This window comes from Natrinema salinisoli (assembly GCF_020405205.1).
GTDB classification, from domain to species: domain Archaea; phylum Halobacteriota; class Halobacteria; order Halobacteriales; family Natrialbaceae; genus Natrinema; species Natrinema salinisoli.
This window is the reverse complement of sequence record NZ_CP084469.1, coordinates 148,863-173,949: the sequence shown is the minus strand read 5'-3', so window position 1 is coordinate 173,949 and position 25,087 is coordinate 148,863. Positions and strand designations below refer to the sequence as shown.

Genomic DNA, 25,087 nt, shown 5'->3' with positions numbered 1-25,087 from the left:
CCATTCGATACTCGACGTGTGAGTCACCGAAACTGAACGTTTGAGAACGAAAACTGAAATATATAGACGTTTGTGTAACCTAGACATCGTTCGATAGTCTATTTTAAAACTCAAACGGAACGCTTTACCTGTCGAACCCGGTAGTAGCGCTAGAATGGACTCGACTCCCGAGGCGGAGCCGGAACTGCGCCGGCGGGTTCGCCAGCAGGAGGTCGTCGCCGAACTCGGGCAGCAGGCGCTCGAGACCGACGATCTCGACGGGTTGATGCGCGACGCCTCGGTCGCAGTCGCGGAGACCCTCGGCAACGAGTACGCGAAAGTCCTGGAACTCCTCCCCGACGGTGACGAGGTGATTCTCCGGCAGGGCGTCGGCTGGCGCGACGGACTCGTCGGCGCGGCGACGGCACCTACCGTTCTGGACTCGCAGGCCGGCTACACCCTGGTCACGGACGAGCCGGTCATCGTCGACGACCTCCGGACCGAGGACCGCTTTTCCGGACCCGAGTTGCTCACCAGCCACGACGTCGTCAGCGGGATCAGCGTCGTCGTCGGATCCGTCGAGAACCCGTGGGGAGTACTGGGAACGCACACGACCGCGTATCGCGAGTTCACGGACCACGATGCGACCTTCGTGAAGAGCGTCGCGAACATCCTCGGAACCGCGATCGAGAACGACCAGACGGAGACCGAGCTCGAGGAGTCCGAGCGCCGTTACCGGACGCTGATCGAACACTTCCCGAACGGTGCCGTCGCCCTCGTCGACGAGAACCTGCGCTACCGGACCGTCGGCGGCGACCCGCTCGAGGTGGCCGGCCGGACGATCGAGGAAGTCGAGGACTCGCGGGTGCAGAGCCTCCCTCCGGAGTTGGCCGACGAACTCGTCCCTCGCTACGAAGCCGCGCTGGAGGGGGAGTCCAGTACGTTCGAGGTCAGAACCGGCGATCGCGTCTACGACATCCGAATCGTCCCGATTCGCGACGACGACGGCGAAATCTCCTCCGCATTGGGGATGTCCCAGGACGTCACCGAACGCGACGAGTACGAACGACAGCTCGAGGAGAGCGAGCGCCGCTACCGAACCCTCGTCGAAAACTTCCCGAACGGGGCGGTCGGTCTGTTCGATTGGGACCTGCGATATACCGCGGTCGGCGGACAGCTCCTGGATACCCTCAGTATCGACCCGGAGAACCGAATCGGAAAAACCATCCTCGAACTCCACCCGGACGACCTCGTCGAAGACATCGAGCCACACTTCCGCGCCGCCCTCGACGGCGAGGCGACCTCGTTCGACGTCGAACTCGGCGATCGACACCTCCACGCACACACCCTACCGGTCGGGAATACCAGAGGCGACGTCTTCGCCGGGATGGTCGTCGTCCAGGACGACACCGAACGCCGGGACTACCAGCGAAAGCTCGAGGCATCCAACGAGCGCCTGGAGCAGTTCGCCTACGCCGCCTCGCACGATCTCCAGGAACCCCTGCGGATGGTCACGAGCTATCTCCAGTTGCTCGAGAGCCGGTACGGTGACTGCTTTGGCGAAGACGGCGAAGCGTTCCTCGAATTCGCCGTCGACGGCGCCGAGCGGATGCGCGCGATGATCGACGCGCTGCTCGAGTATTCCCGAGTCGAGTCTCGAGGCGATCCGTTCGAGCCGGTCGATTTGAACGCGGCGTTCGACGACGCCCTGGCGGATCTGCAGCTCACTGTCGACGAAAGCGACGCCGAGATCACGACCGGGGAATTGCCAGAGGTAGCGGGGGACACCAGCCAACTACGGCAGGTGTTCCAGAACCTGCTCTCGAACGCGATCACGTACAGCGGTGACGACCCGCCGCGCGTCCGCGTCAGTGCCGAACAGCAGGGTGACGAGTGGGTGCTCTCGGTTCGGGACGAGGGGATCGGAATCGATCCGGCGGATCACGACCGCGTCTTCACCGTCTTCAACCGACTGCACAGCCGCGAGGAGTACGAAGGGACGGGGATCGGTCTCGCGCTCTGTCGCCGGATCGTCGAGCGACACGGCGGCGATATCTGGATCGACTCTGCGCCCGGCGACGGGGCAACGGTTTCGTTCACGGTTCCGGCTGAATCCGAGTTAGACGCGTGACCTGTCTATACTGGACAGAGAGTAGGCGATCGGCTGCTCTGACATGACGGAAGCCAGAGAACGACAGTATCTGGACGTCAGTCGACGGCGCATCTCAGAGAAGTGGTACCAGCCCCTTGCCCACGGCAGGGAACGGGACTCGAGAGGGTTGCAAGTAGTCCAGAACCGGGCAGGATGTGGATGAGCGCGACAGGATTTGAACCACGCCGTCGGCTCGCTTCGCTCGCCGCCGTCTATGTCAAATCCTTCGCGATCCGGTATCTGTCGCTCACGAATTTGTTCGCGACAGAAACATGGGCGCTGCAGGCTTGCGGACGCGCCTCGAACGAATCCACTTTCTGAGCGTAGAATCGCCGGGTTACGTCCGGTCACCGCAGGTCTGTTCTCCACCCTGGTTCCGTGTGTCAACCCATGGAGAACTTGGAACCCATCGACCCGGAAACCGCACTGGACCTGTACCTGACCGACCGCGATACCGAGGTCACGCAAGCAACACTGTACTCCCACAGCTCCCGTCTCGGCCATTTCGTGCGCTGGTGCAACGAACAGGGTATCGACAACCTGAACGACTTGACCGGCCGGAAGATGCAGGAATACCGGATGTGGCGCCGCGAAGACGGTGACCTGTCACCGGCCTCCGAGAAGACGCAGATGGATACCGTCCGCGTGTTCGTGAAGTACCTCGAGTCGATCGACGCCGCGGAAGAAGATCTGCACGTCAAGGTCCGATCACCACTGCTGACGGGGAAGGACAACGTCCGTGACGTGATGCTGGAACAGGACCGGGCAGACGAGATCCTGGACTACCTTGAGAAGTACGAGTACGCGTCACGGCCCCACGTCTTGCTGAGCCTGTTGTGGCATACGATGATGCGCGTCGGGGCAGCACACGCGCTCGATGTGGATGACTACGACCCGGACGAGCAACTCTTGGAAATCCATCACCAGCCGGACACGGGCACCCCGATCAAGAACCAAGCGAAGGGTGAGCGGCTGGTCGCAATCTCCGACGACCTCTGTGCACTGCTTGACGACTGGATCGAGACGCGTCGTCCGGATGTCACCGACGAGTACGGCCGCGAACCGTTACTGGCAACACGGCAGGGCCGCGCCCATAAGGGGACGCTGCGCGGTGACTGCTACCGGTTCACTCGACCCTGCATCGTCACCGGGAACTGTCCGCATGACCGCGACCAGGATACCTGTTCGGCGCTCGATCACGAGCATCCGTACGAGTGTCCCTCAAGCGTGAGTCCCCATGCACTGCGGCGTGGCGGGATCACGTACGCGCTTAATCAGGAGTGGCCGACCAAGGCCGTGAGCAACCGGGCGAACGTGTCCGAAGGAGTGATCGACGAACACTATGATCGTCGGACCAAGCGGGAGAAGATGGAGCAGCGACGGCAGTACCTCGACAACATCTGAGATGCCACGGCCGTGGTGATTCCACGGATCCGTGGTCCGCCGCAGTCCGAGTATGCAGATCACTGCCGTACCGCCGGGTATGGCATGGATCGGCAACGACGAGGATACGCCGTCCCGGGAGGAGCTCGCGGAGTTGCGGGAGATGCTGGAACTGGTCGGCCTGTCCGCAGAGAAGATCAAGCAGATCCTTTCGATGGCGGCGATGGATCGGGACGCGCACGACAGCTTTGTGGAGATGTATCGGCCGCAGGTCGAGGAGATCGAGAGCCGGGATACGTACTATGACTGGGAGTACCCGTTCGAGTCGTATGATGGGGATTTCCGGATCGGGACGAACCCGGAGGGGCAGCCGGTCGGGTTGACTCGGGAGCAGTTGAACGAGCACATGCTGATTGTGGGTCGGACCGGTGCGGGGAAGACGACCCTGTTCTACAATCTGATGGACGAGTGCGCCGGGATGGATCTGCCGTTCTTGGTGTTCGATTTCAAGAACGATTACCGGCATCTGGCCGGACACCGTGACCTGCTCGTGGTGAACTGGCGGGATCTCAAATTTAATCCGTTGCAGCCGCCGCCCGATGTCTCTGTGGCGCGGTGGGCGGAGGTCATGGCGGATACGTGGACGCACGCGATGGGATTGTGGAAGGCGTCACGCGGCTACTTCATCCGAAAGCTCCGTGAACTGTACGGGTTCTACGATACTGATGCTGGTGAGTGGCCGTCGCTGTACGAACTCTTAGAGCTGGTACGGGCCGATGAGATCCCGTACGCCTCGCCACGGTACCGGTACAAGGAACGTCTGGATAACCGGTTGACCGGGATGACCGGGTTCTCCGGCGAGGTGTTCGACTGCAGTCAGAGCTATCCGTTTGAGGAGTTTCTCGAGCGGAACGTGGTGGTCGAGTTGCAGGAGCCGATCGAGGACGTGCAGGTGTTCGTGGTGGAAGCGTTGTTGACGTGGATCTTCTATTACCGGGAGGCGCAGGGGCATCGGCAGGGGTTGCGGCACGTTGTCCTGTTCGACGAGGCCAAGCACGTGTTCGACGTGAACCGGGAGCGAGACAGTGATTCGCCGAATCCGCCGATATCCACGTTGATGGGGCAGGTCCGGGAATTCGGTGAGGCATTGATCGTAGCCGATCACGAACCGAGTAAGTTGTCGGACTCGCTGAAAGCGAATACGAACGCGAAGCTGTGGATGTCCCTCGGTTCGGGGAAGGATACGGAGGAGATGCAGCGGACGTTTGGGTTGGATGCGGAGGAGACGGAGTATACGCGGACGTTGGAGAAGGGAGAAGCACTGTTGACCGTGGCGGACCGCGGCCCGGTGCCGGTCGAGTTACCGGATTACCAGCTGGAGAAGTCGGTGACCGAGACAGAGATTAGGGAGCGGATGCGGTCGGAACTCGACAGACTGGACTGTGCAGAGCGGATGCAGCCGTCGCTGTTCCAGAGTGAAGTCGGGGAAGACTCGAGTGGTGACGAACCGATAGAGCAGGACGAAAATGCTGGTGACGGTGACGATGACGGACCGGACGCGGTAGCGGAAGCCCTGCTGATCAGTATCGTGGAGGAGCCGTTCCTGTCCGTCTCAGAGCGGTACGACGTGATCGGTGTCGGGTCGAAGAAAGGGACGGCGGCGAAAGAAGAATTGGTGGCTCTAGACTTGGTAAGTGAGGAGACGGTGCGGAACGGAAAGCGCGGGAAGAATCCGACGCTACTGGAGTTGACCGAGAAGGGCCGTACTGTTCTCGAGGACCGTGGGTACGATGTACCGGAGACTGGGAGGCGTGGGGTCGAGCACCGGTACTGGCAACATCAGATTAAGGAGTTTTACGAATCCGACGGGTTTGACGTGGAGATCGAGCACGCGGTGGGGAGTGAGTCGATCGATGTCTATGTCGAGCGCGGTGTTGTGTCGATAGCGGTCGAGGTCGCACGGTCGGCGTGGCACGAACTGGAGAACATCCGGAAATGTCTCGATTACGGGGTGGACCGAGTGGAGGTGGTGTACCTCGAGGACGGTGTCATGGATCAGATACGATCGGCGGTAGAAGACGAGTTTGGTGGAGTGCCGGACCAGATAGAATTCGTCCCGGCATCCGAGTACGTCTGAACTGACAGTTTAACGTGGAACTGGCCCGGGATCAATTGTTCTCAGGGTGAGAACGAAAAGCGATATCCTGCTGTTCCTGATCCGGGGATAGAGCCCTGAGATTCGCGGAGAATATTTCTAAAATTCTCTGCGGCCGTTGTTCTTTGCTGACCTTATTGTTCTCCTGTCTCACGGCACCAGAATTGACTATCGATCCTCTAATGCTGCCTCGATATTCTTGCAGCATCCAATAAGAAGGAGGTGGAGAGGAATAGGGGGAAAGAAGAAGAGGAGAAGGAATGGGAATGAAAGAATGGAGAGGGGAAGAGGAGAAGGAGGATGATCGGGACGGTGGTTGCCGATGCGGGGTGGCGCGGCGCAATGGATACATTGCTTGATTGAGGGGTTGCTCGAGTGTGCTGGTGGGTGGTTGCCTCGAGCAACGCGGGGATCGACTTGTGTGTGGGTCGATCCGTGGTGTGGGGTGCCGCGGAGTTTCTGCGGCACCATGGGGTACTCAATCGGAGATTTCGCACTGGCGGCTGAGGGGGTCCGAACGTTCGGAGTGTTCGGACTGTGGATTACTGTTAAAAAAGTGGAAATCTGCTATAGTATAGCAGGTGGGGAGAGTGGGGACGGAGTTCGAGACGACGGCGCGGGAAGCCAATGCGGATGGGACGATCGAGGCAACGATCTGGCAGCATATCGTCCAGGAAGAGGATATCGAGGATGGCGATATCGTGACACTGGAAGTAAAGGATGTTGAGAAGGAGGGTGATGACTCGTGAGCTATATGCGGATAGGATGGCCGCGGCGGTACGCTGAAGGGGAGAAAACGGAGCAGTACGTTATCGATACGGGGGATGAGATCATGTTCTACGGGCTCGGTCCTGTTCATTATCATGACTGGGCGGAGCTTGTGATCGGTGCTGTTCGCCGGACGGATCTGGACGATGCTATTGTTGACCGGGTGGAGGAAGCGGTTGTCGACGAGTTCGTGGATGACGAGGTGGCAGTGATCCGTGACCAAGACGAACTGCAGGAGGTCTACATGGAAGGTGCCGAGGAACTGGCCGAGGAAGGCAGGAAGTTCGCTGAGGAACTCGAGCAAGAGGGTGATACCTGATTACTGATCAGAAGCCGTGGCGGGAGGATGGGTATAGTGCGGAGGAGATGGTTCCGTATCTGTGTATCGCGTTTCTGCTTGGTGCCGCGTTCATTATCGGGATTACCGTTATCTTCGGAGATAGCGGTACTGCGGTAGACGATGCTCCAGTGGACAGTACAGCATCCGCTGTGCAGGTGCCGGATGGGACGGTCACGGAACAGGTGGTCGCGGCCTCACTTGACGATGAGACGGTGGACGCGTTCTGCGAGGATCAGGGGTACCGTGCCGGGTATCCTGATGCGAATACCGGGCAACGGTATACGATTGCCTGTTACGACGATGAGAACGGCCGGAGTGTCCGTGAGGCGTTTTCCATGTTCGAGGAGTTCGCGGAATACGTTGAGGACGAGGGTGATACGCACTGAGTTTCACGGCAGCGTATTCGCAGCTGTATCGGCTGACGGAGGATGGTAATGTCGGTGATCGACCGCCGAAAATTCTGGAGAAGGAGGAGTTCGAATCGTTGTACGACCGAATCGATATGTCAGAGAGCGCGTTCCGGAAGAACATCGTCACTGACCGGGAGAAGGATTACAGTGAGTATCCGATACGGGAATACGACGTTTTGAAGGGATTCAAGACGTGGAAGCCATCGGATGCATTCGCGTTAGACCATAACCCGGATAAGCAGAATCTGACCAAGATAATCGAAAGTCATGAGGACTACCGGACAGGGCCGATCGGGTATAATTACAATGTTGAGCGGTTTGGCCTGGCGTACGGGACGTCACAGAGTGAGTTTTTCCGATTCTGGTCCGCGGTTAGCAAGTGCACTGAACCATTTGTCGTGTGGCATAGTTCGATCGAGCATGAGTTCCAGCGGATAGATGCGATGGACCGTGACGGTGACGACGAAGCCACACTGTATCGCGTAGAGTGCCGGGACGGTGAGGTCACGCTGTACGAGGTGACGTTTGAACGTACGGAGGAAGAGAAGATCGGCGGTTTTGAGCCGGTTACAGAGGGTGATATCGCTGAGTGAGGATGTACGGTACGGGAAGAGTCCGTTGACCGGGAACTGGTACAGGGTGACGGAGTGGGAGGAAGTTGACGGCCATCCTGAGCGGATCATTGCCGACGAGAAGGTTGAGGTCGATGAATCCGAGGTTCCGGAATCGGTCCGGGAGATGCACAGCGATATTGGTCCTGACGAGGGTGGTTGTGGTGAGTGAGCCGACGCCGGAACTGTTAGAAGAGTACGATGAAGAGTTTGTCTTGGGGCTGTTCGCCTGGTTTATCGTCCCGATGCTGTTGCTGGTGGCGACTGTTATCTCGTTTGGGATCGCGGTGAAGCACCTGATGCGATTTGTCGATGCGATTCTGTCGCGGTTCGAGGGTGGTAGCGGTGGGTAAGAATCTCGAACGCGAGCATCTCGTCAGTGAATGCGCGGATCAGATCAGCGATGCAGCCGACCGGTTGCAGGAGTGCAAGGAGATGGCGCATCCGTACCAGCCGGATCCCGAGGCTCGGCTGTGGATCTCCGAGGAAGGGGCACGGCTTGATGCCTGGAAGGAAGTATTGGATGACGTGCTTGCGGCGTATAGCGAAGACGGAGGCGCAGCGGAATTGCAGCGGTTATTTTTTCGGCGGTCGTATCTGTATCATGTGTTTGCGGAGGAGCAGCGGAAAGAGACGGGTCGGGGATCGTTGTTCCGACGGTTTGATATGTCCGAGTCAGTGTTTTCGCGTGCCGTTAGTATCGTCAAGGAGGCCACTGGTCTGGAGCCGTTGGATGAGGATGAGCGGCGACGTATCCGGAATAGTGTTCGACGGTCGCGTGGGAAACCAGTTATCGAATCCGAGGGTGATAACGTTGCGAATTAGACGATTTCTGCAGAAGCTGTTCGTTGAGAGATGTGAGTATCGGCCGGAGGACTGTGACCAGCCGGGTTATCTGATTCTGGAAACCCGGAAGCACGGGTTTCAGAGTCCGTTACTGTGTCTGCAGCATGGATGGGAATTGTATGATGAACAGAAGCACAGGATGATCGGTCAGGACCCGGAAGCGGTCCAGGAATATATTGAGAGGCAGGGTGATACCCGTTAGTCTGTTCACAGGGAAACGAGTGGTAGCAGCGGTGATCGCGTATTTCGCGCTGTTGATGACGCTACCGGCAACGAGTCGAGAAGCGTTCATGGCCGAGTTCTGGAGTTCGGCGGTGTACGTGGTCGGGCTGAACGCTTTGTTCTGGTACGCGGTGCTCGGCGTAGTCGTCCTGTTCGTGAGGTGGTTGCGGTGAGTGAGGCGTATGATCGGCAGTTGCGGCGGCCGCGGCGGTTCTATCTGGATGAAACCGTGGGCCCGGAAGTGCCGGGGCATTACGATTTCTCAGATGTGGATATTGATCCGGCTACAATCTGGCAATGCCGTCAAAATCACCCTGAGCTTATCGTATCCGATCTGGCGAAGGCGTTCGATCTGGATGAAGAAGGGAAGAACGTGGTGCGACTTTCGCTCTTACGCAGGGGCTGCGCGAAATGGCTCTACTGTAGACGCCAGTTCATCCAGTTGAAGCACGAGGTGAAGGCGTTGATGAAGGAGGCGGAGATCGGGTCGGATCGGTTCGAGTTGCTGCAGGAGTTGAACGAGAAGATGCAGCATATTGCGAAGACGCCGCGGTGGGTGGAGTGGCCGACGAAGGTGCATAGTTGTCGGAAACGCGATCAGGAGAACGTGATTATCCGGGGGAAGATGTGCTGATGTATCGGAACGAGGACGGCGAGTTGATGATGACGAAGGAGGACGATATCGTGTTGACGTTCCTGGCCTGTGACGTGGCCGAGTTTTTGCTGGACGTTCTCGGTGTAGAACCGGCGTCAGAGGGTGATGTGCGGTGAGTGAGTTGCAGGCGGATCTGCTGAAGGTTGATGGGGAGGACCATTATTTTGTGGCGATTCCGGACCGGTTCTGGTGTGAGTGGATGGATGAGCGGACGACGGAGGAGTCGCTCGTCGAGACCGGTCGGGTGCCGCCACGGACGCAGTTCACCAAGTTACCGAGTTTTCAGACGCGGACCTCGAAAGAGGAGATGATCGAGGCACTGCGGGACCAGAAGGAGTACTGGGAGTTGAAGGCGTGCGGGGAGATCGCGAAGGAATTGAACAACCGGGACGGGAGTCGCGAAACGTACAACCGGTACAAGCAACGGGCAACCTGCTGCAGAGACTTCCTTATGGCATTGGTGGATCGTCCGTTACCGGATGACAGAACGGTGAACGCGTAGTTGAGGTGTCTGTGATCGGCGAGGATGAGACGGTTGACGAGACGTTCTTTGAACGGAACCAAGCGGTGTTCCTCTTACTGGCAGTGCTGCAGGATCGTGGTCACATGGTCGGGTATCGTGTTGACGAGGATCCGGCGTGGCCGGTGGTGTTCGCGGAGACGCCGGAAGGGCAGATAGCGTGGCATGTGCCGCGAAACGAGCTGCCGGACTGGCTCAAGGAGCGGGATGTTGCATGGGATGGTCATTCGACGAAGGAGAAGCACGAACGGATGGAACAGTTCGCGGAATCGCTGGTAGCTGCCGCAGATACCGGTTCTGAACGGTTTGATGTCGAGGCGTTCGATGACGGCTATATACGGATCGATGATGCGAACTCAACGTCGGTGATATCAGCAACGTGGTGCCAGGAAGAGGATGCAGTCCAACTGGCAAACCAGATTATAGGCGTAGTACAGAACGGTGATATCGGTGCGGACTGAGTACGTTGATCCGGGTAGTGAGGACCAGGATTTTTCGAAGGTGGTCGTGAAGGGGCCGCGGTACAACCGGAAGCCGTACTGCCGGGAGCACGGCGCCCTCAACAAGGTATACGTGGATGAGGAGAAGGCATTCTGGCAGTGTCAGGCGATCACGGAGCGCGGTGACGGCCACCTGGAGATCGTGGAGACGTGTGATGCGGCGTGCAAGGAGATCGAGGTGGAGGACCCAGTCGGGTTCGAACTTGATGCAGAGTATCCGGAGCCGAAGATTCCGCCGGAGATCACGGCGCGGACCTCCGGGTACCGAACTGGCGACGATGCAGAAGATGATGACGAGGAAGGTGATGACTAAGTGGGGATGACATTTGTACTGGTAAATCACGACGATGAGGAGTACGTCGAGTTCGACAACGACAAATCAACGCATTTCGGTGGGGATGGAACGAGGTTCACGAATCAGATGGTGGCCGAGTACATGAAGATGGCCAGTTACGAAGTGCGGAACGGGAGGCGTATCCAGCTGATAGCGCGGGACGAGAAATTTTACGAGGAGATCCATGACGAGTACGACAACGCGACGTGCGATGTACTCTACAGCATGTTTGAGGCAGGGTACGTGCCGAACAGTAACTGGGTCACTGGCTGGATCTTCACGCAATTCAAACAAGCAGACCGGATGGACCACTTGAAGAAGTGGATGGACGACTGGTGATACGCGGTGGGTGATTCGGAGTTTACGTGGTGGGGAGTTGCTGCATTAGTGGTGATGGTAGTGTTAATGGCGTTCTTGGCGATCATGGAGCCAGCGGAGCCTGCGGAGAATTCGGTGTTCAAGGATCGATTCCTCGAGGACCTGGAATCGGGCCTGTCGGATCGGTATGGACCGGTGGACTGTCAGCCGTTGAAGTGGTCGCACCGGTTCGAGTGCGTGTATGCAAATAATCAGTCGCAGCGGTTCGAATTGGCGTTCGTACCGGTCGAACGTGACCGACTGGATGTGCCGGTGGTGCCGGTGCGGCGACGGACAGGGTGATTGCAGTTAATATCCGCAAGTACATCGAGGAGTCGAACAAGATTGAGGGTGTTCACGAGGAGCAGGCTGTTGAGGACAGTCTGGATGCGTGGCAGTATCTGCGGAAGCAGGAGCGGTTGACGCATGAGGTGATCCGGCAGACGCATCTGCGGATCATGGAGCGTCGGCAGCCGGATATTGCGGGTGAGTACCGTGATTGCCGGGTGTATGTCGGTGGACACGTGCCGCCAGAACCGGAGCAGGTGAAGCAGTTGATGACCGAGCTTCTGGGTGCGGCGAACCGGCCGGAGACACCGGTCGATGCGCTGCGGTGGCATGTCAGGTTCGAGAAGATCCATCCGTTTGCGGATGGGAACGGCCGTGTTGGTCGGATGCTGTACTGGTGGCACTGTCACCAACTCGGTGTGACACCGATCCTGTTCCGGGCAAGGGACCGAAACGGGTACTACGGTCTTTTCCAGGAGGTCGATACGGATGACTGAGTGGCAGAAACGTATCGGGCTCGAGCCGGATCGGCCGCGGCGAGCGGTGATCCAGGCGGGTGCGCATCCGTGTGATGGGCCGGAGTGTCCGGTACCGGGCTGTGACAACAAGACCGGTGACGAGGGGTGGAACGGCTGTAATCTGTGCGGTTACCACGAGTGGAGTCCGCGGAACGAGTTCCCAGATCATGTCTGCCCCCGGTGCGGCTACGTGGTGCCGGAGAGGGAGCGGTACCTAGGAGATCTGTGTCCGGAGTGCGACGGAGATGTGGAGCTGGTGTTCAAGGACGCACCGTGTTTCCGGTGCGGCGGCTCAATCGGTGTCGGCACGGGGATGTGCGGGACGTCGAAGAATCGGAACGCAGCGATCTGTGCAGACTGTGCGGCGCTCGAGGTCGAAGAGGAGGGAGTGTTCGACGACTGAATACCAGTAGCTCGTCGATGTGAGGTTCCGGAGAAGTCCTTCGTATCTACTCCTTGTGACTAGAAGCACTTAAAGCGAAGATTGAGGGTCTCGGTGAGTCGTGGCGGGGTGCGGTAGACCGGAAGATTCCGTCTTAGAAGTATGCTGGTTTGCGGAGGCGGCCTTCGCGTTCGAGCGTGTTGATCGCTTTTTCGATGGTGTCCTGATAGTCGTCGACGTCAATGACTGTTTTGCCACCTGTGTCGAAGGCCCCGTCCAGTTTGTTATAGAGCTCGTCAGAGGGAACGATTAGCCCATATCGTGCCATCTGGATGCCTTTGAGTTGGGTGCCGTCGATTTCTTTGAACGTAGCGCAGTTCGGTTTCCATTCGCCAACGGTGATGATCTTGTCATCGTCGTTCGGTGTCCGGATGAGACCGATTCCACCTTCCTGGGTAATGGTCTCGATCCGGTTGAAGGCGAGTCCAGCAGCAGATCTGCGGTTGTCGTCAGGGACGGCCGAACTCTCGAGAGACCGTCCATTGTTATAGTCGGCGACGAAGAGGCCTTCGGCCGTTAACCGGGCCTGAAGATCCTCGGAGATGGCGGGCTTGTTGTAGCAGCGGATGACTTCTTGGTCACTGGTCAGCGTAGTTGACATACAGGATTACCGACAAAGACTAGGTTGATAGGAGTTGCGGTAGGTCGGTAGGGTCAGCGGGAAAATAATGGGCGTTCACAGGCGGACAGCGTCCACAGGACGCAGACCGCGGTCGGACGCCTAGAATGAGAGTATAGGGGCGCGGCACTTCGCACCGGCAGTAGGTGCCGTCGGTAGTGCTGCCCGTGCTCCGGCCGCGCCCGAGGACGGCTGGCTGGTGATGTTGATCGGTTCGTCTACCGAGTCGCCGGTGGTTCAGGTGCGGTCGTCATGTTGGTCGACTGCCTCGCCGTCTTGGAGTTCCCGGTATGTCGTGCAGTCGGGGCAGCCATAGACTTCGCCGTCGATGCCGAATACGCGGACGAAGTCACTGGTCACGTATGCGTCGCATTCGCCGCAGGTGGGCATGGGATATCTGAAAGACTCTAGTAGGACATCATAAACATACAGGATGTTGACAGCGCACAATGTGCGTTAGGTGATGATCGCGGTCGGGATGCCCGATACTCTCAAGAGGGTATATTTCCATGCTGCTGATAGTACAGAGTCATGCCGACGATCAATCGCTATGTGGACGAGGAAGGGTATTATATCCGGGCACGTCCGTCTGGCGCGGGGAATATCACGTATAAGATCAAGGAGGAAGGTGATCCGGTTGTCTGGAAGCATGGGCTCAGGGATGGGAATGAGATTTCGTGGTCGACGATCCAGTCGTTCAAAGCGCTGGGGATCATTTACACGGAGGAATCGGGGACGCTGGGACCGGATGATTTCAAACCTGATCCCGAGCAACTGGAGAAGACGGAGTTACCGGAGTCTGATGCAGAGGAACTGTTCTCGATTATCACGACACAGTTTGATCTCTCGCCGGAGGAGCGTGCAGAGATCCGGTCGATTCTCGGGCTGCCACCGGAGCAGGATTTCGAGTTGATTGGGACCCGAATCAAGTCATATCTTGAAGCATACGTGGACAACGAGGGACTTGCTGTTCGTCCCGACCGGACGGTAGCGGACACTGATGAGGTCGAAATTTCCACCTGGGTGAACAAGAGTGGTTCAACGGACTACGATACGTGGCAACTCCATATATTGATCAGCAGCGAGGAGGGTGACGAATCATATCCTACTGACCACTGTATCCACCTATGTGAGAAACATGGACTCGAGCGGTGGCATATCCAGGTGGTGGAGACACCATCTTGGGACATCAAGCGGGTTGCTATCGAACAACGAAGCGTCATTTTCCCACGGCTGCTTGATGAACTCCGAGCTGTCGAGTTTGATCTTGGTGATCCATCTGATGTGTTAGCACCGCAGGTCGAACTTCCTGAACACGAATCTACAGACTAAGCCACCACTCTGGGATTCGGCACAGAACGTGATCGTCACCGCACTCCTCCCCGCCGTAGGGCGGCGAGCTTCCGCATTAAGCAAGTCATCCGAGTGGTTTCTCACGCGGAGGATTCGATTACGTATGCTTCGGTGCGATTGATTGTACGGGGTAGACGAGCGAGATAGTATACTGTCTACGGTCGGGCGTTATCATGTTTCATCTCGAATGCGGTGTAGTATACTCCTCGTGGAAATCGCTGTGTGGTTTCGAGTTTTTGGGTTGTGGTTCGCCGGGTTCGGGAGTGTTCGCCGGTGTTGGACATCCGAACGTTCGGAGTGTGGCGTGATCGAACACCTGGTTCGGAGTGAGAACGTTCTCACTGCGCCTCAGTTTCCAGATAGAGCGCTGACGAAGAGTATAGCGGCTGTACCTCGACTATTACAGTATGTAACGTATAAAAAGATTAGAACACATACATTTCCCACCAGGTGAACAGCACTCATGAACACAATCCAAGAAATCCTCGAACTCCACGGGTTCGACTCCGTGGAGGATATGCCGATCAGTTACGAAATCAAACTCGAAGTAGACGGTTTCATGCCGCTCGTTATCGAGAAAGTTGACGCACACCGTCTTTCTGTTGCACACTACTATGAGCAGAACGGCGACCTGATGCGTGACCCGGAGATCGTGTTCGATACACAGGTCTGGGTAGCGGTCGAATACCGACAAGATCCGTTCGTCTACCAGCGGGATGAAGGCGGCCTTGTGGACGCGACAGCGTTCGCACTGGATACGTGGGATGACGACCTTGAACGGCAGGGATTCGTGGAGGCGGCCCGTGAGGCCGCTCCTGCCTCTCCTGCACAAGAGGTGGTCGCATGAGCGACGACCAAGAAGGAACGGAAGCATCCGGTTCTGTTACTGACCTTTACCGGAGTAGCAGCGAGAACAAGCCGCACGGCGTCCACGTTGACGGAACCCGGTACACCACGTTCAACGACGAAGACGTAGAAGAGATCGGGGAAGGCGTCACAATCCAGTTTCGGTACGTAGAGAACGGTGATCACCGGAATATCGTGCCCGGTTCGGTGGAAATCGTGGAGGAATCGAACGGCCCAGAGACTTACGGCGATACCGCCGGAGAAGAGCCGTTTTCCATGAACGATGCCCGTATCGGCGCACAGTCCGCACTCCGTTCGGCAGTCCTGCACCACCAGCACCGGGAGGACAGTACGGACGAGGACGTGATAGCGACAGCACAGAAGTTTGCGGATGCTCAGGCTGACCTGTACCGGAAACTGCGGAACACCGGACAGGGTGAAACCCAGTGAGTACGGGACACGGCATTACCTGCGACTGTGGCGAGACATTCGCCACGGTCGCCGGGTTCCAAGACCATTTGAACCGGCAGACGCCGGAGGTGCTGTATACAATTGTGGACCCATCCACACCGGAAGGCCAGAGCATGGCCGAGGGCTGTGACAATGTGTTCGGCGTGCTATACGCGGTCGAAGAGTTCCAGGTCGAAGACCGTTGCGAACACTGTGAGAAAGAAGGCGCATACCACCTGCAGGGCAGTAGAGGTGCGGCAGTGTGCCGACAGCATCTGGAGCAAGCGCCGTGGGTGGCTGCTGTCGTGGAGTCCAAAGACGAGATTGAGCAGTTCAAGATGCCGGAAGGCCCGGTGCGGACGGGTGAGCAGTGATGTACGAGTGCCCGAACGAGTGCAGTGGAAACCGGTTTTTCCAGACCGTCATACAGACCAAGCGCGTCATAGTCAACGAGCGAGGCGAAGTGATTACGTCCAATGGCATAGGCGAACCAGACGTATCCGGCCCTCGTTGTGCAGTGTGCGGTGAAGAGGTGGATACCGGTGAGTGAACACCAATTGACGAAGTACGAGTCACTGGTCCGGGAAATCCCGATGGGGATGACAGAAGGCGGTGGCGGCCTTGTGCCGACCGGTCCCGGCGTGGTCGCAGATCACAGCGGCGACCGTGACGGCTACTGGTACGCCTGCTCCTGTGGAAAACAGTTCCACGACGACAGCAGTGCATGGGATCACATCGCCGAATATGGTGACGACAGTGGACGGTCACAGACGGCATATGGAGGTGACGAGGATCGGCACGTTGCCGGACTCGTCTTTACTCACGCTCTCCCAGAGGACGTTGATCTGGTGCTGCAAACGCTGGGCACGAGCGAGTTCATCCGCGTCGATCAAGGCGGAGCAAACTACGCAGATATCGTTATCGAGGGTGGCGCAGAGTGATTGAGAACAGCAGTCCGATGGGGCAGTTCTGGTATGAGGACGAGCAGGACTTGCAGGAACGGCTCGGTCACTGCGACCCGCCGATTGGTGTCAGTCTGTTCACCGGGGCAGGCGGGTTTGATCTGGGATTCGAGCAGGCCGGGTTTGATGTTCGCGTCATGGTGGAGAACGAGGAGACCGCCTGCGATACGCTGCGACTGAACATGGAGGCGTTCAACGATCATACGGAGTCGACGATTATCCAAGAGGACATCCGTGAGGTTGGCACGTCAGAGATTCTGGAGGCCGCAGATGTCGGTGTCGGCGGGATCACTGTGATCTTCGGCGGTCCACCGTGCCAAGGGTTTTCGATGGCGGGGAACCGTGACCCGGACGACGAACGGAACGCGCTATACCTGGAGATGGTCCGCATCGTGCATCAGGCCAAGCCCGTGTTCTTCGTGATGGAGAACGTACCGGGATTAGCAACGATGGAGGATGGCGACGTGATTCAGCGGGTGTGCGACGAGTTCCGGCAGGGTGGGTACAACGTCACATGGGATATCTTGAACGCCGCGAACTATGGTGTTCCACAGCGCCGGAAGCGGACGTTCATCTTCGGGAAGCGGATCGATGTCATGACGCAGCCGCCGTTCGGCAACCCACAGATGCATATCGGTGCCGTACCGGGCCGGGTGGACCACCCGAATTTCTTCGTGGAGAAACACGACCTGCAGCCGTCGGAACAGGCGTCACTTGATGCGTTCACAGAGAAGCCGGAAACGCTGAACGAGATGCTGGAACAGATGATCGAGCAGGGTGGTACCTGATCGGCACCGGCCCAGAATACCACAAATACAGAGAACACGTCATGCCGGTCACGGACGCACTGACCGCGATCGAGCAGCAAAGGTACAGCCGTCACAACGTGTTCGATGACTGGCTTGATCTGATGCTGTACGCGTTGCAGCGGCGGGACGATCCGTACCTCGAGATCGTGGAACAGTACGACAACGACCGGCCGGAAGGTAACCGCGAGATCGACTACTTCACGGAAGCATTCGCCCAGCTCCAGCAGGGTATGGCGGCAACGGATGCCGACCTGCTCGGTGTGATCTACGAGGCGTACGGCCAGAGCAGTGATGCGTTCGGCCAGTACTTCACGCCGCACAACGTCTCCGATGCGATGGCAGCGATGAACCTCGACGATGTGGACAGTACGCAGTACAGTCAAGATGATCCATTGACGGTAGCTGATCCGGCGTGTGGCAGCGGTCGGATGCTCATAAGTGCGGCCCAGGCCATCCCTGACGACGTGGAGGCTGCGGTGTTCTACGGACAGGACAAGGACCCCATGTGCGGCAAGATGACCGCGCTCAACCTCTGCCTATTCAACGTAGACGGGTACGCGGTCCTCGGTGACTCGCTCCGGGTGGAGGCCCGGCGGCTGTGGCAGACCCGGAGCAGTCCCTTCGGTGGTAGTGTCCGCGAACTCGATCCAGAGGAGTACGGGAATCCGTTTGAGGCCGCCTTGTCCACATCGGACACCGACGACGAACAAATAGCGGAGGACGACATCAGCGCGGATTCACCAGCTCTGGACGCGGTAGATGTGGAACTGCGCCAGGCCACGTTCGACGAGTACGGTGGTGATACGTCGTGAGCCTATGGCGTGGTTCGACGTTGACGGACAGGGGCCGCCTTCAGGAGAAGAACGACGATGATCGTGAGGACGAGGATGCCGGTGACAGCGGATTGACGCAGGCCGATCTGTCGCAGTGGTCCGGGTAGCTCCCGGCCGCTGCATTTCAGGTGGTGACACTGAAATCACTCGATCAGCTATTGAAGGACTACAATCTGACACCAGAAAACGCGAAACAGTACGTCTGCCGCGGGTTAGCATACAATATCCGTGAAATCAAGAAGGATACCGGAATCTCGCGGAACACGCTGCACCGGTACAAGCGCCGATTCCGGACGATGGAAGAGGAGACACGGCTACGGTTGATCGCGATGCTCGCAGTTGAACTGCATAATGAGATCGCGGACGCTGACCTCGAGGTGGTGGAGCAGTGATCAAGGAGACTGTTGTCCAGTTGGGTGAGGAACGAGCGACCGGCTTCTACCATGTGGATCAGCAGGATATCGTGCCCGAGATGTACGGTCGTATCTGGCGCGTTAATCTGGTAGACGGCCGCGCTGTCAGTCAGGGACACAAAGACGTCGAGGCTATCACGCTCCAGACGGACCAGGTAACGGTCAGCCGACGCACCGGGAAAGAGGTCGTCGCAATAGACGAAGTAGGCAGCATCCTTGTAAAAGCGGAGCGAGACGGTCAGATGGCGCTTGCACGGTGGTCACAGTAAAGGACGGCCCGAACTGTGCATCTACTGCGGCCGGTACCACCATCCGAAAACGCCGTGCAAAGAGGTGGTCTAGATCCAGCAGTCGTTCGCGGAGACGGTTTTGCGTTAAAGAAAATGGTTTCGCTCTGTGCAGACCGCGCCGGTCCGTTTACTCGTCTGATCCCGAGGAATCTCCGCCAGCTTTTTCGACCGTCGAACTTTTGCCGTCCGAGTTGAACCTGCCCTTCGACGTGTCCTGGCCGCTTGACTCGAATCCGGATTCGGATGCGGCGTCGGCCGCAGATTGTCCGGATTCGTTGGAATTTCCGTCGTTGCTCATACAACAACTGCTAGTAATGTCCCGATGACGATAAAGACTACGCCCACGATTAATGCGCGTTTCGCGGTGTTGACGGTATCGCCATTCGTTGTCGTTTTCTCGTTGACTTGGTCTATCCAGGTCTCGTAGTCTTTCAGTGTCTCGTAGAGGTATGCGATTTCGGGCGGGTCGGTTGCTCGGAGGCTTTCGAATGCGTCACTGCTTTGTCCGATCGTCACTGTTTGCGCTTCTTGACCCTCTGTAGCGAGGTAGACGGAGACGCCGAGGAGGATTAGGCCCAAGCCGATGGGGATTCCACTGAGGTACGTAAACGATAGTTCTGGGAGGGCATTTGCAACAGCCGCGGTGTAGACGGTGGCAATGATTCCGTTCATCTGGACGATGCGCCACGCTTTGTCAGTCACGTCGTTGAACGCCTCGAGCTGTTGATCCAAGGTACGACGGGCTTCTTCCAGTGCATGTCGATATGTCTCGATATCGTATGCGGGCTCGGTAGCTGCCTCGTCCTCGTCCTTGCTGGCGTCACCGGTCTCGTCCGATTCCTCCGTCTGCGCGGTCACATTTCGATGCAGGTACAGGTTTGACGTAAGTGTTTATTCAGAACCGCGCTTCCATTTGGGAGGTGGGGCTGTGAGAACGTTCATTGGATGAACTGGGTTCACCCGGACAGCATGGTGTTACCTTCGGGCGTGGCTTCGCCCTTCCTCATTCCGGCATTCACTCATTCGTCATTCGCTCATTCTCTTCTAGCGTCATTCCGGTCTAGTAGAATGAGGTCCTAACTGTCCGTCGGATTGACTATTGTACCGCTGCAAAGGGATACTATGGCAGGACTTGGAGCCATAGACCCAGGTGAATTGGACGTGAGATGCAGCCCCCCGTACGGAGCGCACCCTCTTCTGTACGAGGCTGTAGACGATGTCCTCGGTCCACGATTTCGACAGGGACCGAACGGAGAACCGGCGGATAAACGCCGTGATGACTATCTCCTCGGAGCTGCGTTATTCATTGATGTGCCGGCGGATGAAAGGGACAAAACTCGGATGTACTTCGCGGCCAGTATGATCGCGCAGGCACCGAATCGGGACGTGAACACGCAGTTGGCACCGGTCAACAATTACCGGGCGATGTTCGACGAAGAGGCTGTGGAAGAATCCAACGAGTTTGACACGAAGATCGATGTCGTTGAAGAGGCGTTTCGCGAGATTGAGAGGGAGATAGAGGGACGACTTGAGGAGGCAGACGCGGACAGGTCAGAGGTCGTGACTGAGACGCTCGACGGTGTGCGGAGCGGGCAGTCCTTTTTTGCCCGGTGGGGTAACGCTCGCGAGGAACTGAAGGACCAGGCTCGTGATCAGGGACGCGGGAAGTACGGGTTCTGAGACAGTAAGACATTTCGTCCGTACACGACATATCGACTGTATGAACGAAGAACACTTTGAACAGGTACTGCAATTCTACCAGGGGACCGACTATAATCCGCGGAGAGAAACGCTTCGTCGCCGTGTAGAAGATGCCTATCCAATACTCAAACAAAAGGCGGGGGACCGAGAGCTTATCGAGTATAAGACGTTGGCTGACCAGATTCATACTGATAAGCAGCGGTATATGAGTGTGGTTCTTGGAACCATCAGTAGAATGGAAGATAAAGCAGGACGTCCACCGCTTTCAGCCGTTGTTGTGAATAAAGATCAGCAGATTCCCAGTGACCGGTTTTTCACGTTAATCGACCAACTCCAATATTCGCCAGAAGGAGGAACGAAGGAGAGCATCTTCGAAAATATACGAGATGACTTGGCGGCAGAGTGGGGATGACCTTCTCGGAGTCCAGCTCTGGATAGTATTATGGTTTCCAGGCGGCCAACTCTTCGAGACCAGTATCGAGGAGGGCTTTCCGCCGGTCTTTCAGGAAGGACAGTGCGGCGTTGACATCATGGTCAGCACCAAGCCGTTGCCACGTGTAGGTGGCTGTTCCGTTCCCGATATCTTCTCCAAACTCTTTGCGAACGCCTTCTTGGACGGTTTCTGTTGAGACACCGGTCCACGGTTCAGTCAGGTCTGGATCGTCGTCTTTGCGAGGGACGACTGCATGGCGAGCACAGTAGTCGATCACCAGCTGCATTTTGTGGCCAGCGTCTTCGTAATCGGTAATACGTTTTTGTGCCATTAGATTGGTATTCAAGTTTCATCGATATAAGATGTCATGGTTCTAGGGGGCCTCGAAGAGTTCTGAAGGAGCGCTGGGACCCGGTCCGTCATAGCCGTGGCGGATCACCGCACTCACCGGGTGTCCTGAGTGCCGTTTATCCGTCGAACACGAACGATCGCATATGGGTTGCAAAAGCTGCAACGCGTCAAGCGCGAATAGGAACTGCCACTTCTGCGGTGGCACGCTGTGTATCGCCTGCTCCTTCGAGCACCGTATCTACAAAGATGCTGGCTCGTGGATCTCCAAACACGTCTGCCACGCCTGCAAGAAGAAACACTGACCGCATCAATCCCGGAACTCCCGGAACCACCACTCATACCCTCTTAAACCTGCATTCCGCATACTGTTACAGTGAGATACGATCGACGCGACCAGTGCATCTCGGAATACCGGCGTAACCGAACCCCTTCTTGAGGAAATCACCGCCCGGATCGAACGCATCGACCCGGACCGGGAAAGCGGGAACGGCAACCCGTATACGCTTGTGGTGACGGATACCGCGGACTGGGTGTACGTCTGGAACCGAGCGTGGCGCCAGGAACTGAAGCGGCAGTACGCGTTCTACTACAATCTGGACGTAGTAGTGTACGTTCGCGACCGGCGTAGCCCAGGGAGTGAGGAGCCACGATACGATCTCGAAGCCATCGTCCCGCAGAGCACACAGCTCACAAAACAATTTTTCGAGCGGTGGAAACGACAGAACCGACACGAGTTGTTGGACACGGCGGAGCAATGCGTTAGCACCGTGGATTCACCACGTTCCTGATGTCTCCCGTAAAATCTAGGTTGCTGGAGCGTGTACGTGTATCATGGGGTTCGATAGCACAGAGCATGAGCGATCGCGGGGCGGGACCGCTCGGTCACCGGAGACGCCGGACGAGGAGGCAGCGGACGAGTCCATATGGAACAGGCTGTACTACGGATTTATTTTGATCTGTATCGGTGTACTTGTCGGTATTAGCGGGCTCAACGTGGTGATCGAGGAGACAGGAGGGATTGGACCGCTTTCGACTGTGCGGCTTGCCGCCGTGGGGCTGGTATTGGTATGTGTCGGGGTTGTAGCGGTCGGTGCCGTGGTGATGGTACGGGGCACGCCGAATCTTCAAGAGTGGCTGCCGGTATCGTTCGACCGAGAGATACTTCCTGCCGAACCGGAGGACCGGGATGTCGAACCCGGGAACTGGGCCGACCTGTACTTGGCAGTGTTCCTCGTGTACAGTCTCATGTTTTTCGCGCCAGGAGTGCTGGGCGTGTACGAGGCAGCGACCGCCGAGTCCTGGATGGCCAGGGGTGAAATCCTACTGGGGATCCTGTTCCTCTTGGTCGGGACGCTGATCGTGATCTCGGCGCTTGACGGACGGGATGGTGACAGGATGGGACTGTGGATCAACGGTGGGATCGCCGCTGTGATGAGTTTGGCCGGTGTCTATACCGTCAGAGTGGATATGGCGTACGGGCATGATCCGTGGCTCGGACTGGTAGTACTGATCCCGTCCGTGATCGGTGCCGTGGTGACGTGGCAAGCTTACATGGAACTCCGCACTGCCGCAGCGTGACCGTTTTTTGCTGGTGTCCAATTCCTGTGGACTCTGAACGTTCGGAGTTATGCTTCTGACGGAGTGGTCACACGGAGTTCGCTGTCGACCTCGTAGAAGTATCCACGGTCAAGCAGCCGTGTCAATGCATAGTCGGCGTCCTCTGGCTCGAGGTCTAGCTCGTCAGTAGAGAGCAGTACCTCGATCGCGTCGTCACGGGGAATCGCCTGGACCTGACGATGACTCTCACCACGATCATGCTCGGTGATGGCGTCGGTGAGTACGGTGTACGCCTCTAGCACCCAGTCGGGGAGTGGTGGACGGGGATCAGCAGCCCGGGACATCTATCAGATCACCTGTCAATAGACCGTTCTACACACTAGCGTTTAATTGTACCTCCAAATTCGGCCGACAGCACTGCACCACTTACTTTGAGTACAAGAAAATCCTGATCTGTTTTGTCTTATTTTCGAGTATTTGCTGTATCGCTATAATCGAGGCAGTGGAGAACATGGTTTGAAACGGTGATGATCGGAAGTCTCTAACGATGACCGGTGGGTCATACACCGGTTGCAACGGTTTCCGTGAGCGGAATGCGAGACAAAATATCAAGACAGTACAGTGCCAACCTGTCGGCAGAAATGGTCGAACTTGATGACTTAACGTCCACCCTTGACAATGGAGAGATCGGTCTTCCGCTGCCGTTGGGGGTCGCGATTCCGAAGCGGACCGTGAACGCGAGTTCCGTGTTGAACTTCACGGCGAGTGAATTCGAGGCCGTCGATAGTACTGAGAAAGGCTGGCCGACACTGGTTATCGGAACGGACGAGGAAGCAGATGCAACACTGGGTGTGGCGATCGACTATCTGGGTATCTGGCGGGATGCACCAGTGCAAGAGGTAGATATCGTACTCGACAGTGATCAAACGTGGTGGGCTGTCGTTGCGTTCCATACCTCAGAGCATGCAGAAAACCATGCCAACTACGAGGTTGACGGGTACGCCGGGTGCGAATTCATTGATTGGCCGGACTACGTGGATATGGATCTCGAGGAAGATGTCGTAGAAGAGTATATCGACGAGAAGATCACGCCGATCATGTATACTGCGGACTATCCATCGTATGAAGCGATCGCGGTTCAACGTGCAGAAAATGTTGGTACGCTTACTCGGATGTTTAACTTGGAGCGGTACGGCACGCTGATGGATCGGAAGGAACGGTTGTATCGGCGTGTGATTCCGCGAGAGGAACGGTGGGAAGAGCTAGATACGGATCAGGTTGATCAGCTCCGCGATGTGTATCAGTCGGTCACTGATGATGAGGGTGATGGAGCACTCTGAACGGCTAGCCGTCGCGTTCCTTCGTTACCGGGTGTCCTGCTGGATTTCAAGGACATGTTCCGGTTTCTCAGCCGATCCATACAGGATGACTTCATCCCTGTCCTCGTATAGGTACAGTTCGGCTTCTCCACCTTGTACTCCTTCGATTTCGATGACCTGTGCTGATTCCCCTTCGTGGTCCTTGCCAGGATACTTGTCCTGTACGGTCGCACGGTTCGGTGGCCGTGGGCCCGTCATCGGTCCAGCCTTCACCGATCCACTGAAATTCGTCACCCTCCTCGAGTTGCTTGGCGTTTTCTGCAGACGTACGGCTGTGCTCTGCCATAGCAGTCTGGTGTACGAGATTAAGTGGCATGAAAGAGATGGGAGAGGATTATTCCGAACGTTCTGACTCCGGATTAGGTATATAAATGATTCTTCCCCGTAGCACGTTATGGTGCAGGACGAGTTCGCAGACTTCGCGTTCCAAGTCTTCATCGGATCAGTCATCCTGTTCGGCGTCTATATTGGGATGTTCTTCCTGCTGAGCCAGACCCAGTTCGTAGAACTGGATATCAACCTATTCCTCGATGAATTTGGATTAGCGTTTGTGGCTACGACCCTCGTCTGGAAGTTTATCGACATCGGGTTCGGCCGGCTCCGTAGTTAGA

40 protein-coding genes are annotated in these 25,087 nt (G+C 57.2%); 34 read left to right on the top strand and 6 right to left on the bottom strand.

Features of this window, described 5'->3' with window-relative positions:
* The first annotated feature begins 154 nt into the window (after window positions 1–154).
* The 19 genes from LDB05_RS00990 (at window position 155) to LDB05_RS00900 (ending at window position 12,441) form a co-directional block, all read left to right on the top strand.
* A complete protein-coding gene (locus LDB05_RS00990; RefSeq protein WP_226006066.1) occupies window positions 155–2,110 on the top strand; it encodes an ATP-binding protein in 1,956 nt (651 codons plus the stop codon).
* 411 nt (window positions 2,111–2,521) lie between these two features.
* Window positions 2,522–3,535 carry a tyrosine-type recombinase/integrase gene (locus LDB05_RS00985; protein ID WP_226006065.1) on the top strand — a complete coding sequence of 338 codons (1,014 nt, stop codon included), beginning with the start codon at window positions 2,522–2,524 and terminating at the stop codon, window positions 3,533–3,535.
* Between the two features lie 79 nt (window positions 3,536–3,614).
* A complete protein-coding gene (locus LDB05_RS00980; RefSeq protein WP_226006064.1) occupies window positions 3,615–5,651 on the top strand; it encodes an ATP-binding protein in 2,037 nt (678 codons plus the stop codon).
* 608 nt (window positions 5,652–6,259) lie between these two features.
* Window positions 6,260–6,418 (top strand): hypothetical protein, encoded by a 159-nt coding sequence (locus LDB05_RS00975; protein ID WP_226006063.1) that lies wholly within the window; start codon window positions 6,260–6,262, stop codon window positions 6,416–6,418.
* On the top strand, window positions 6,415–6,756 hold the full coding sequence (locus LDB05_RS00970; protein ID WP_226006062.1) for a hypothetical protein: 342 nt from the start codon (window positions 6,415–6,417) through the stop codon (window positions 6,754–6,756). Before LDB05_RS00975 ends, LDB05_RS00970 begins: the two co-directional genes overlap by 4 nt.
* A gap of 47 nt (window positions 6,757–6,803) precedes the next feature.
* Complete coding sequence (locus LDB05_RS00965; RefSeq protein WP_226006061.1) at window positions 6,804–7,163, top strand: hypothetical protein; 360 nt, start codon at window positions 6,804–6,806, stop codon at window positions 7,161–7,163.
* A 116-nt stretch (window positions 7,164–7,279) separates the two neighbouring features.
* On the top strand, window positions 7,280–7,780 hold the full coding sequence (locus LDB05_RS00960) for a hypothetical protein (RefSeq protein WP_226006060.1): 501 nt from the start codon (window positions 7,280–7,282) through the stop codon (window positions 7,778–7,780).
* A gap of 25 nt (window positions 7,781–7,805) precedes the next feature.
* On the top strand, window positions 7,806–7,970 hold the full coding sequence (locus tag LDB05_RS00955) for a hypothetical protein (protein ID WP_226006059.1): 165 nt from the start codon (window positions 7,806–7,808) through the stop codon (window positions 7,968–7,970).
* A complete protein-coding gene (locus tag LDB05_RS00950) occupies window positions 7,963–8,151 on the top strand; it encodes a hypothetical protein (protein ID WP_226006058.1) in 189 nt (62 codons plus the stop codon). The genes LDB05_RS00955 and LDB05_RS00950 overlap by 8 nt, the downstream gene beginning before the upstream one ends.
* A complete protein-coding gene (locus LDB05_RS00945) occupies window positions 8,144–8,623 on the top strand; it encodes a hypothetical protein (RefSeq protein WP_226006057.1) in 480 nt (159 codons plus the stop codon). Before LDB05_RS00950 ends, LDB05_RS00945 begins: the two co-directional genes overlap by 8 nt.
* Window positions 8,624–9,035: 412 nt before the next feature.
* Window positions 9,036–9,500, top strand: coding sequence for a hypothetical protein (locus tag LDB05_RS00940; protein ID WP_226006056.1), 465 nt, complete (start codon window positions 9,036–9,038; stop codon window positions 9,498–9,500).
* Window positions 9,500–9,637, top strand: a complete 138-nt coding sequence (locus tag LDB05_RS00935; RefSeq protein ID WP_226006055.1) for a hypothetical protein — start codon at window positions 9,500–9,502, stop codon at window positions 9,635–9,637. Before LDB05_RS00940 ends, LDB05_RS00935 begins: the two co-directional genes overlap by 1 nt.
* A complete protein-coding gene (locus LDB05_RS00930) occupies window positions 9,634–10,023 on the top strand; it encodes a hypothetical protein (protein WP_226006054.1) in 390 nt (129 codons plus the stop codon). The genes LDB05_RS00935 and LDB05_RS00930 overlap by 4 nt, the downstream gene beginning before the upstream one ends.
* Before the next feature lie 11 nt (window positions 10,024–10,034).
* Window positions 10,035–10,502 carry a hypothetical protein gene (locus LDB05_RS00925; protein ID WP_226006053.1) on the top strand — a complete coding sequence of 156 codons (468 nt, stop codon included), beginning with the start codon at window positions 10,035–10,037 and terminating at the stop codon, window positions 10,500–10,502.
* The gene (locus LDB05_RS00920) at window positions 10,492–10,854 is read left to right on the top strand and encodes a hypothetical protein (RefSeq protein ID WP_226006052.1); all 363 of its coding nucleotides are present in this window, start codon (window positions 10,492–10,494) and stop codon (window positions 10,852–10,854) included. Before LDB05_RS00925 ends, LDB05_RS00920 begins: the two co-directional genes overlap by 11 nt.
* Before the next feature lie 6 nt (window positions 10,855–10,860).
* Window positions 10,861–11,214 (top strand): hypothetical protein, encoded by a 354-nt coding sequence (locus LDB05_RS00915; protein WP_226006051.1) that lies wholly within the window; start codon window positions 10,861–10,863, stop codon window positions 11,212–11,214.
* Between the two features lie 6 nt (window positions 11,215–11,220).
* Complete coding sequence (locus tag LDB05_RS00910; protein ID WP_226006050.1) at window positions 11,221–11,535, top strand: hypothetical protein; 315 nt, start codon at window positions 11,221–11,223, stop codon at window positions 11,533–11,535.
* A complete protein-coding gene (locus LDB05_RS00905; protein WP_226006049.1) occupies window positions 11,532–12,017 on the top strand; it encodes a Fic family protein in 486 nt (161 codons plus the stop codon). The genes LDB05_RS00910 and LDB05_RS00905 overlap by 4 nt, the downstream gene beginning before the upstream one ends.
* Entirely contained in the window at window positions 12,010–12,441 is a 432-nt protein-coding gene (locus tag LDB05_RS00900) for a hypothetical protein (protein ID WP_226006048.1), read from the top strand. The genes LDB05_RS00905 and LDB05_RS00900 overlap by 8 nt, the downstream gene beginning before the upstream one ends.
* A gap of 133 nt (window positions 12,442–12,574) precedes the next feature.
* Here LDB05_RS00900 and LDB05_RS00895 read toward each other — a convergent pair whose 3' ends face one another.
* A complete protein-coding gene (locus LDB05_RS00895; RefSeq protein ID WP_226006047.1) occupies window positions 12,575–13,081 on the bottom strand; it encodes a hypothetical protein in 507 nt (168 codons plus the stop codon).
* 255 nt (window positions 13,082–13,336) lie between these two features.
* Window positions 13,337–13,489 (bottom strand): DUF7563 family protein, encoded by a 153-nt coding sequence (locus LDB05_RS00890; RefSeq protein WP_174701832.1) that lies wholly within the window; start codon window positions 13,487–13,489, stop codon window positions 13,337–13,339.
* 141 nt (window positions 13,490–13,630) lie between these two features.
* Here LDB05_RS00890 and LDB05_RS00885 point away from each other — a divergent pair, with 141 nt between their 5' ends.
* The 10 genes from LDB05_RS00885 (at window position 13,631) to LDB05_RS00845 (ending at window position 19,034) form a co-directional block, all read left to right on the top strand.
* Window positions 13,631–14,431 (top strand): hypothetical protein, encoded by an 801-nt coding sequence (locus LDB05_RS00885; protein WP_226006046.1) that lies wholly within the window; start codon window positions 13,631–13,633, stop codon window positions 14,429–14,431.
* Window positions 14,432–14,915: 484 nt separating this feature from the next.
* Window positions 14,916–15,299: a DUF6908 domain-containing protein gene (locus tag LDB05_RS00880; RefSeq protein ID WP_226006045.1), complete on the top strand. Its 384-nt coding sequence runs from the start codon at window positions 14,916–14,918 to the stop codon at window positions 15,297–15,299.
* Window positions 15,296–15,748 carry a hypothetical protein gene (locus LDB05_RS00875; protein ID WP_226006044.1) on the top strand — a complete coding sequence of 151 codons (453 nt, stop codon included), beginning with the start codon at window positions 15,296–15,298 and terminating at the stop codon, window positions 15,746–15,748. Before LDB05_RS00880 ends, LDB05_RS00875 begins: the two co-directional genes overlap by 4 nt.
* Window positions 15,745–16,122, top strand: coding sequence for a hypothetical protein (locus LDB05_RS00870; protein WP_226006043.1), 378 nt, complete (start codon window positions 15,745–15,747; stop codon window positions 16,120–16,122). The genes LDB05_RS00875 and LDB05_RS00870 overlap by 4 nt, the downstream gene beginning before the upstream one ends.
* A gap of 168 nt (window positions 16,123–16,290) precedes the next feature.
* Window positions 16,291–16,689: a hypothetical protein gene (locus tag LDB05_RS00865; protein ID WP_226006042.1), complete on the top strand. Its 399-nt coding sequence runs from the start codon at window positions 16,291–16,293 to the stop codon at window positions 16,687–16,689.
* Entirely contained in the window at window positions 16,686–17,498 is an 813-nt protein-coding gene (locus tag LDB05_RS00860; RefSeq protein ID WP_226006041.1) for a DNA cytosine methyltransferase, read from the top strand. The genes LDB05_RS00865 and LDB05_RS00860 overlap by 4 nt, the downstream gene beginning before the upstream one ends.
* Window positions 17,499–17,539: 41 nt before the next feature.
* A complete protein-coding gene (locus tag LDB05_RS00855; protein ID WP_226006040.1) occupies window positions 17,540–18,331 on the top strand; it encodes an N-6 DNA methylase in 792 nt (263 codons plus the stop codon).
* The gene (locus LDB05_RS23355; protein ID WP_284145783.1) at window positions 18,328–18,459 is read left to right on the top strand and encodes a hypothetical protein; all 132 of its coding nucleotides are present in this window, start codon (window positions 18,328–18,330) and stop codon (window positions 18,457–18,459) included. Before LDB05_RS00855 ends, LDB05_RS23355 begins: the two co-directional genes overlap by 4 nt.
* 24 nt (window positions 18,460–18,483) lie before the next feature.
* Complete coding sequence (locus LDB05_RS00850) at window positions 18,484–18,744, top strand: hypothetical protein (RefSeq protein WP_226006039.1); 261 nt, start codon at window positions 18,484–18,486, stop codon at window positions 18,742–18,744.
* Window positions 18,741–19,034, top strand: coding sequence for a hypothetical protein (locus LDB05_RS00845; protein ID WP_226006038.1), 294 nt, complete (start codon window positions 18,741–18,743; stop codon window positions 19,032–19,034). Before LDB05_RS00850 ends, LDB05_RS00845 begins: the two co-directional genes overlap by 4 nt.
* A 315-nt stretch (window positions 19,035–19,349) precedes the next feature.
* On the opposite strand, the gene LDB05_RS00840 is transcribed toward LDB05_RS00845, so the two are convergent.
* On the bottom strand, window positions 19,350–19,913 hold the full coding sequence (locus LDB05_RS00840) for a hypothetical protein (RefSeq protein WP_226006037.1): 564 nt from the start codon (window positions 19,911–19,913) through the stop codon (window positions 19,350–19,352).
* 264 nt (window positions 19,914–20,177) lie between these two features.
* Here LDB05_RS00840 and LDB05_RS00835 point away from each other — a divergent pair, with 264 nt between their 5' ends.
* Complete coding sequence (locus tag LDB05_RS00835; protein ID WP_226006036.1) at window positions 20,178–20,735, top strand: hypothetical protein; 558 nt, start codon at window positions 20,178–20,180, stop codon at window positions 20,733–20,735.
* A gap of 40 nt (window positions 20,736–20,775) precedes the next feature.
* A complete protein-coding gene (locus LDB05_RS00830; RefSeq protein WP_226006035.1) occupies window positions 20,776–21,168 on the top strand; it encodes a hypothetical protein in 393 nt (130 codons plus the stop codon).
* Between the two features lie 28 nt (window positions 21,169–21,196).
* Here LDB05_RS00830 and LDB05_RS00825 read toward each other — a convergent pair whose 3' ends face one another.
* Window positions 21,197–21,520: a hypothetical protein gene (locus LDB05_RS00825; RefSeq protein ID WP_226006034.1), complete on the bottom strand. Its 324-nt coding sequence runs from the start codon at window positions 21,518–21,520 to the stop codon at window positions 21,197–21,199.
* Window positions 21,521–22,371: 851 nt separating this feature from the next.
* On the opposite strand from LDB05_RS00825, the gene LDB05_RS00820 reads away from it, so the two are divergent.
* Entirely contained in the window at window positions 22,372–23,118 is a 747-nt protein-coding gene (locus tag LDB05_RS00820) for a hypothetical protein (protein WP_226006033.1), read from the top strand.
* 47 nt (window positions 23,119–23,165) lie between these two features.
* Here LDB05_RS00820 and LDB05_RS00815 read toward each other — a convergent pair whose 3' ends face one another.
* Complete coding sequence (locus tag LDB05_RS00815; RefSeq protein WP_226006032.1) at window positions 23,166–23,441, bottom strand: hypothetical protein; 276 nt, start codon at window positions 23,439–23,441, stop codon at window positions 23,166–23,168.
* 210 nt (window positions 23,442–23,651) lie between these two features.
* Here LDB05_RS00815 and LDB05_RS00810 point away from each other — a divergent pair, with 210 nt between their 5' ends.
* Window positions 23,652–24,437: a hypothetical protein gene (locus LDB05_RS00810; RefSeq protein ID WP_226006031.1), complete on the top strand. Its 786-nt coding sequence runs from the start codon at window positions 23,652–23,654 to the stop codon at window positions 24,435–24,437.
* A gap of 24 nt (window positions 24,438–24,461) precedes the next feature.
* On the opposite strand, the gene LDB05_RS00805 is transcribed toward LDB05_RS00810, so the two are convergent.
* Window positions 24,462–24,674, bottom strand: a complete 213-nt coding sequence (locus tag LDB05_RS00805; protein ID WP_226006030.1) for a hypothetical protein — start codon at window positions 24,672–24,674, stop codon at window positions 24,462–24,464.
* Window positions 24,675–24,870: 196 nt separating this feature from the next.
* Between LDB05_RS00805 and LDB05_RS00800 the strand changes: the two genes are divergently transcribed.
* Window positions 24,871–25,086, top strand: a complete 216-nt coding sequence (locus LDB05_RS00800; RefSeq protein ID WP_226006029.1) for a hypothetical protein — start codon at window positions 24,871–24,873, stop codon at window positions 25,084–25,086.
* Window position 25,087 lies beyond the last annotated feature (1 nt).

Bases quoted from the DNA above. Each gene is read 5' to 3' on its own strand.
- LDB05_RS00990 (WP_226006066.1), top strand. From the start codon at position 155: ATGGACTCGACTCCCGAGGCGGAGCCGGAACTGCGCCGGCGGGTTCGC.
- LDB05_RS00985 (WP_226006065.1), top strand. From the start codon at position 2,522: ATGGAGAACTTGGAACCCATCGACCCGGAAACCGCACTGGACCTGTAC.
- LDB05_RS00980 (WP_226006064.1), top strand. From the start codon at position 3,615: ATGGCATGGATCGGCAACGACGAGGATACGCCGTCCCGGGAGGAGCTC.
- LDB05_RS00965 (WP_226006061.1), top strand. From the start codon at position 6,804: ATGGTTCCGTATCTGTGTATCGCGTTTCTGCTTGGTGCCGCGTTCATT.
- LDB05_RS00960 (WP_226006060.1), top strand. From the start codon at position 7,280: ATGTCAGAGAGCGCGTTCCGGAAGAACATCGTCACTGACCGGGAGAAG.
- LDB05_RS00935 (WP_226006055.1), top strand. From the start codon at position 9,500: ATGTATCGGAACGAGGACGGCGAGTTGATGATGACGAAGGAGGACGAT.
- LDB05_RS00915 (WP_226006051.1), top strand. From the start codon at position 10,861: ATGACATTTGTACTGGTAAATCACGACGATGAGGAGTACGTCGAGTTC.
- LDB05_RS00900 (WP_226006048.1), top strand. From the start codon at position 12,010: ATGACTGAGTGGCAGAAACGTATCGGGCTCGAGCCGGATCGGCCGCGG.
- LDB05_RS00895 (WP_226006047.1), bottom strand. From the start codon at position 13,081: ATGTCAACTACGCTGACCAGTGACCAAGAAGTCATCCGCTGCTACAAC.
- LDB05_RS00890 (WP_174701832.1), bottom strand. From the start codon at position 13,489: ATGCCCACCTGCGGCGAATGCGACGCATACGTGACCAGTGACTTCGTC.
- LDB05_RS00885 (WP_226006046.1), top strand. From the start codon at position 13,631: ATGCCGACGATCAATCGCTATGTGGACGAGGAAGGGTATTATATCCGG.
- LDB05_RS00880 (WP_226006045.1), top strand. From the start codon at position 14,916: ATGAACACAATCCAAGAAATCCTCGAACTCCACGGGTTCGACTCCGTG.
- LDB05_RS00875 (WP_226006044.1), top strand. From the start codon at position 15,296: ATGAGCGACGACCAAGAAGGAACGGAAGCATCCGGTTCTGTTACTGAC.
- LDB05_RS00855 (WP_226006040.1), top strand. From the start codon at position 17,540: ATGCCGGTCACGGACGCACTGACCGCGATCGAGCAGCAAAGGTACAGC.
- LDB05_RS00835 (WP_226006036.1), top strand. From the start codon at position 20,178: ATGGCAGGACTTGGAGCCATAGACCCAGGTGAATTGGACGTGAGATGC.
- LDB05_RS00830 (WP_226006035.1), top strand. From the start codon at position 20,776: ATGAACGAAGAACACTTTGAACAGGTACTGCAATTCTACCAGGGGACC.
- LDB05_RS00825 (WP_226006034.1), bottom strand. From the start codon at position 21,520: ATGGCACAAAAACGTATTACCGATTACGAAGACGCTGGCCACAAAATG.
- LDB05_RS00820 (WP_226006033.1), top strand. From the start codon at position 22,372: ATGGGGTTCGATAGCACAGAGCATGAGCGATCGCGGGGCGGGACCGCT.
- LDB05_RS00815 (WP_226006032.1), bottom strand. From the start codon at position 23,441: ATGTCCCGGGCTGCTGATCCCCGTCCACCACTCCCCGACTGGGTGCTA.
- LDB05_RS00805 (WP_226006030.1), bottom strand. From the start codon at position 24,674: ATGACGGGCCCACGGCCACCGAACCGTGCGACCGTACAGGACAAGTAT.
- LDB05_RS00800 (WP_226006029.1), top strand. From the start codon at position 24,871: ATGGTGCAGGACGAGTTCGCAGACTTCGCGTTCCAAGTCTTCATCGGA.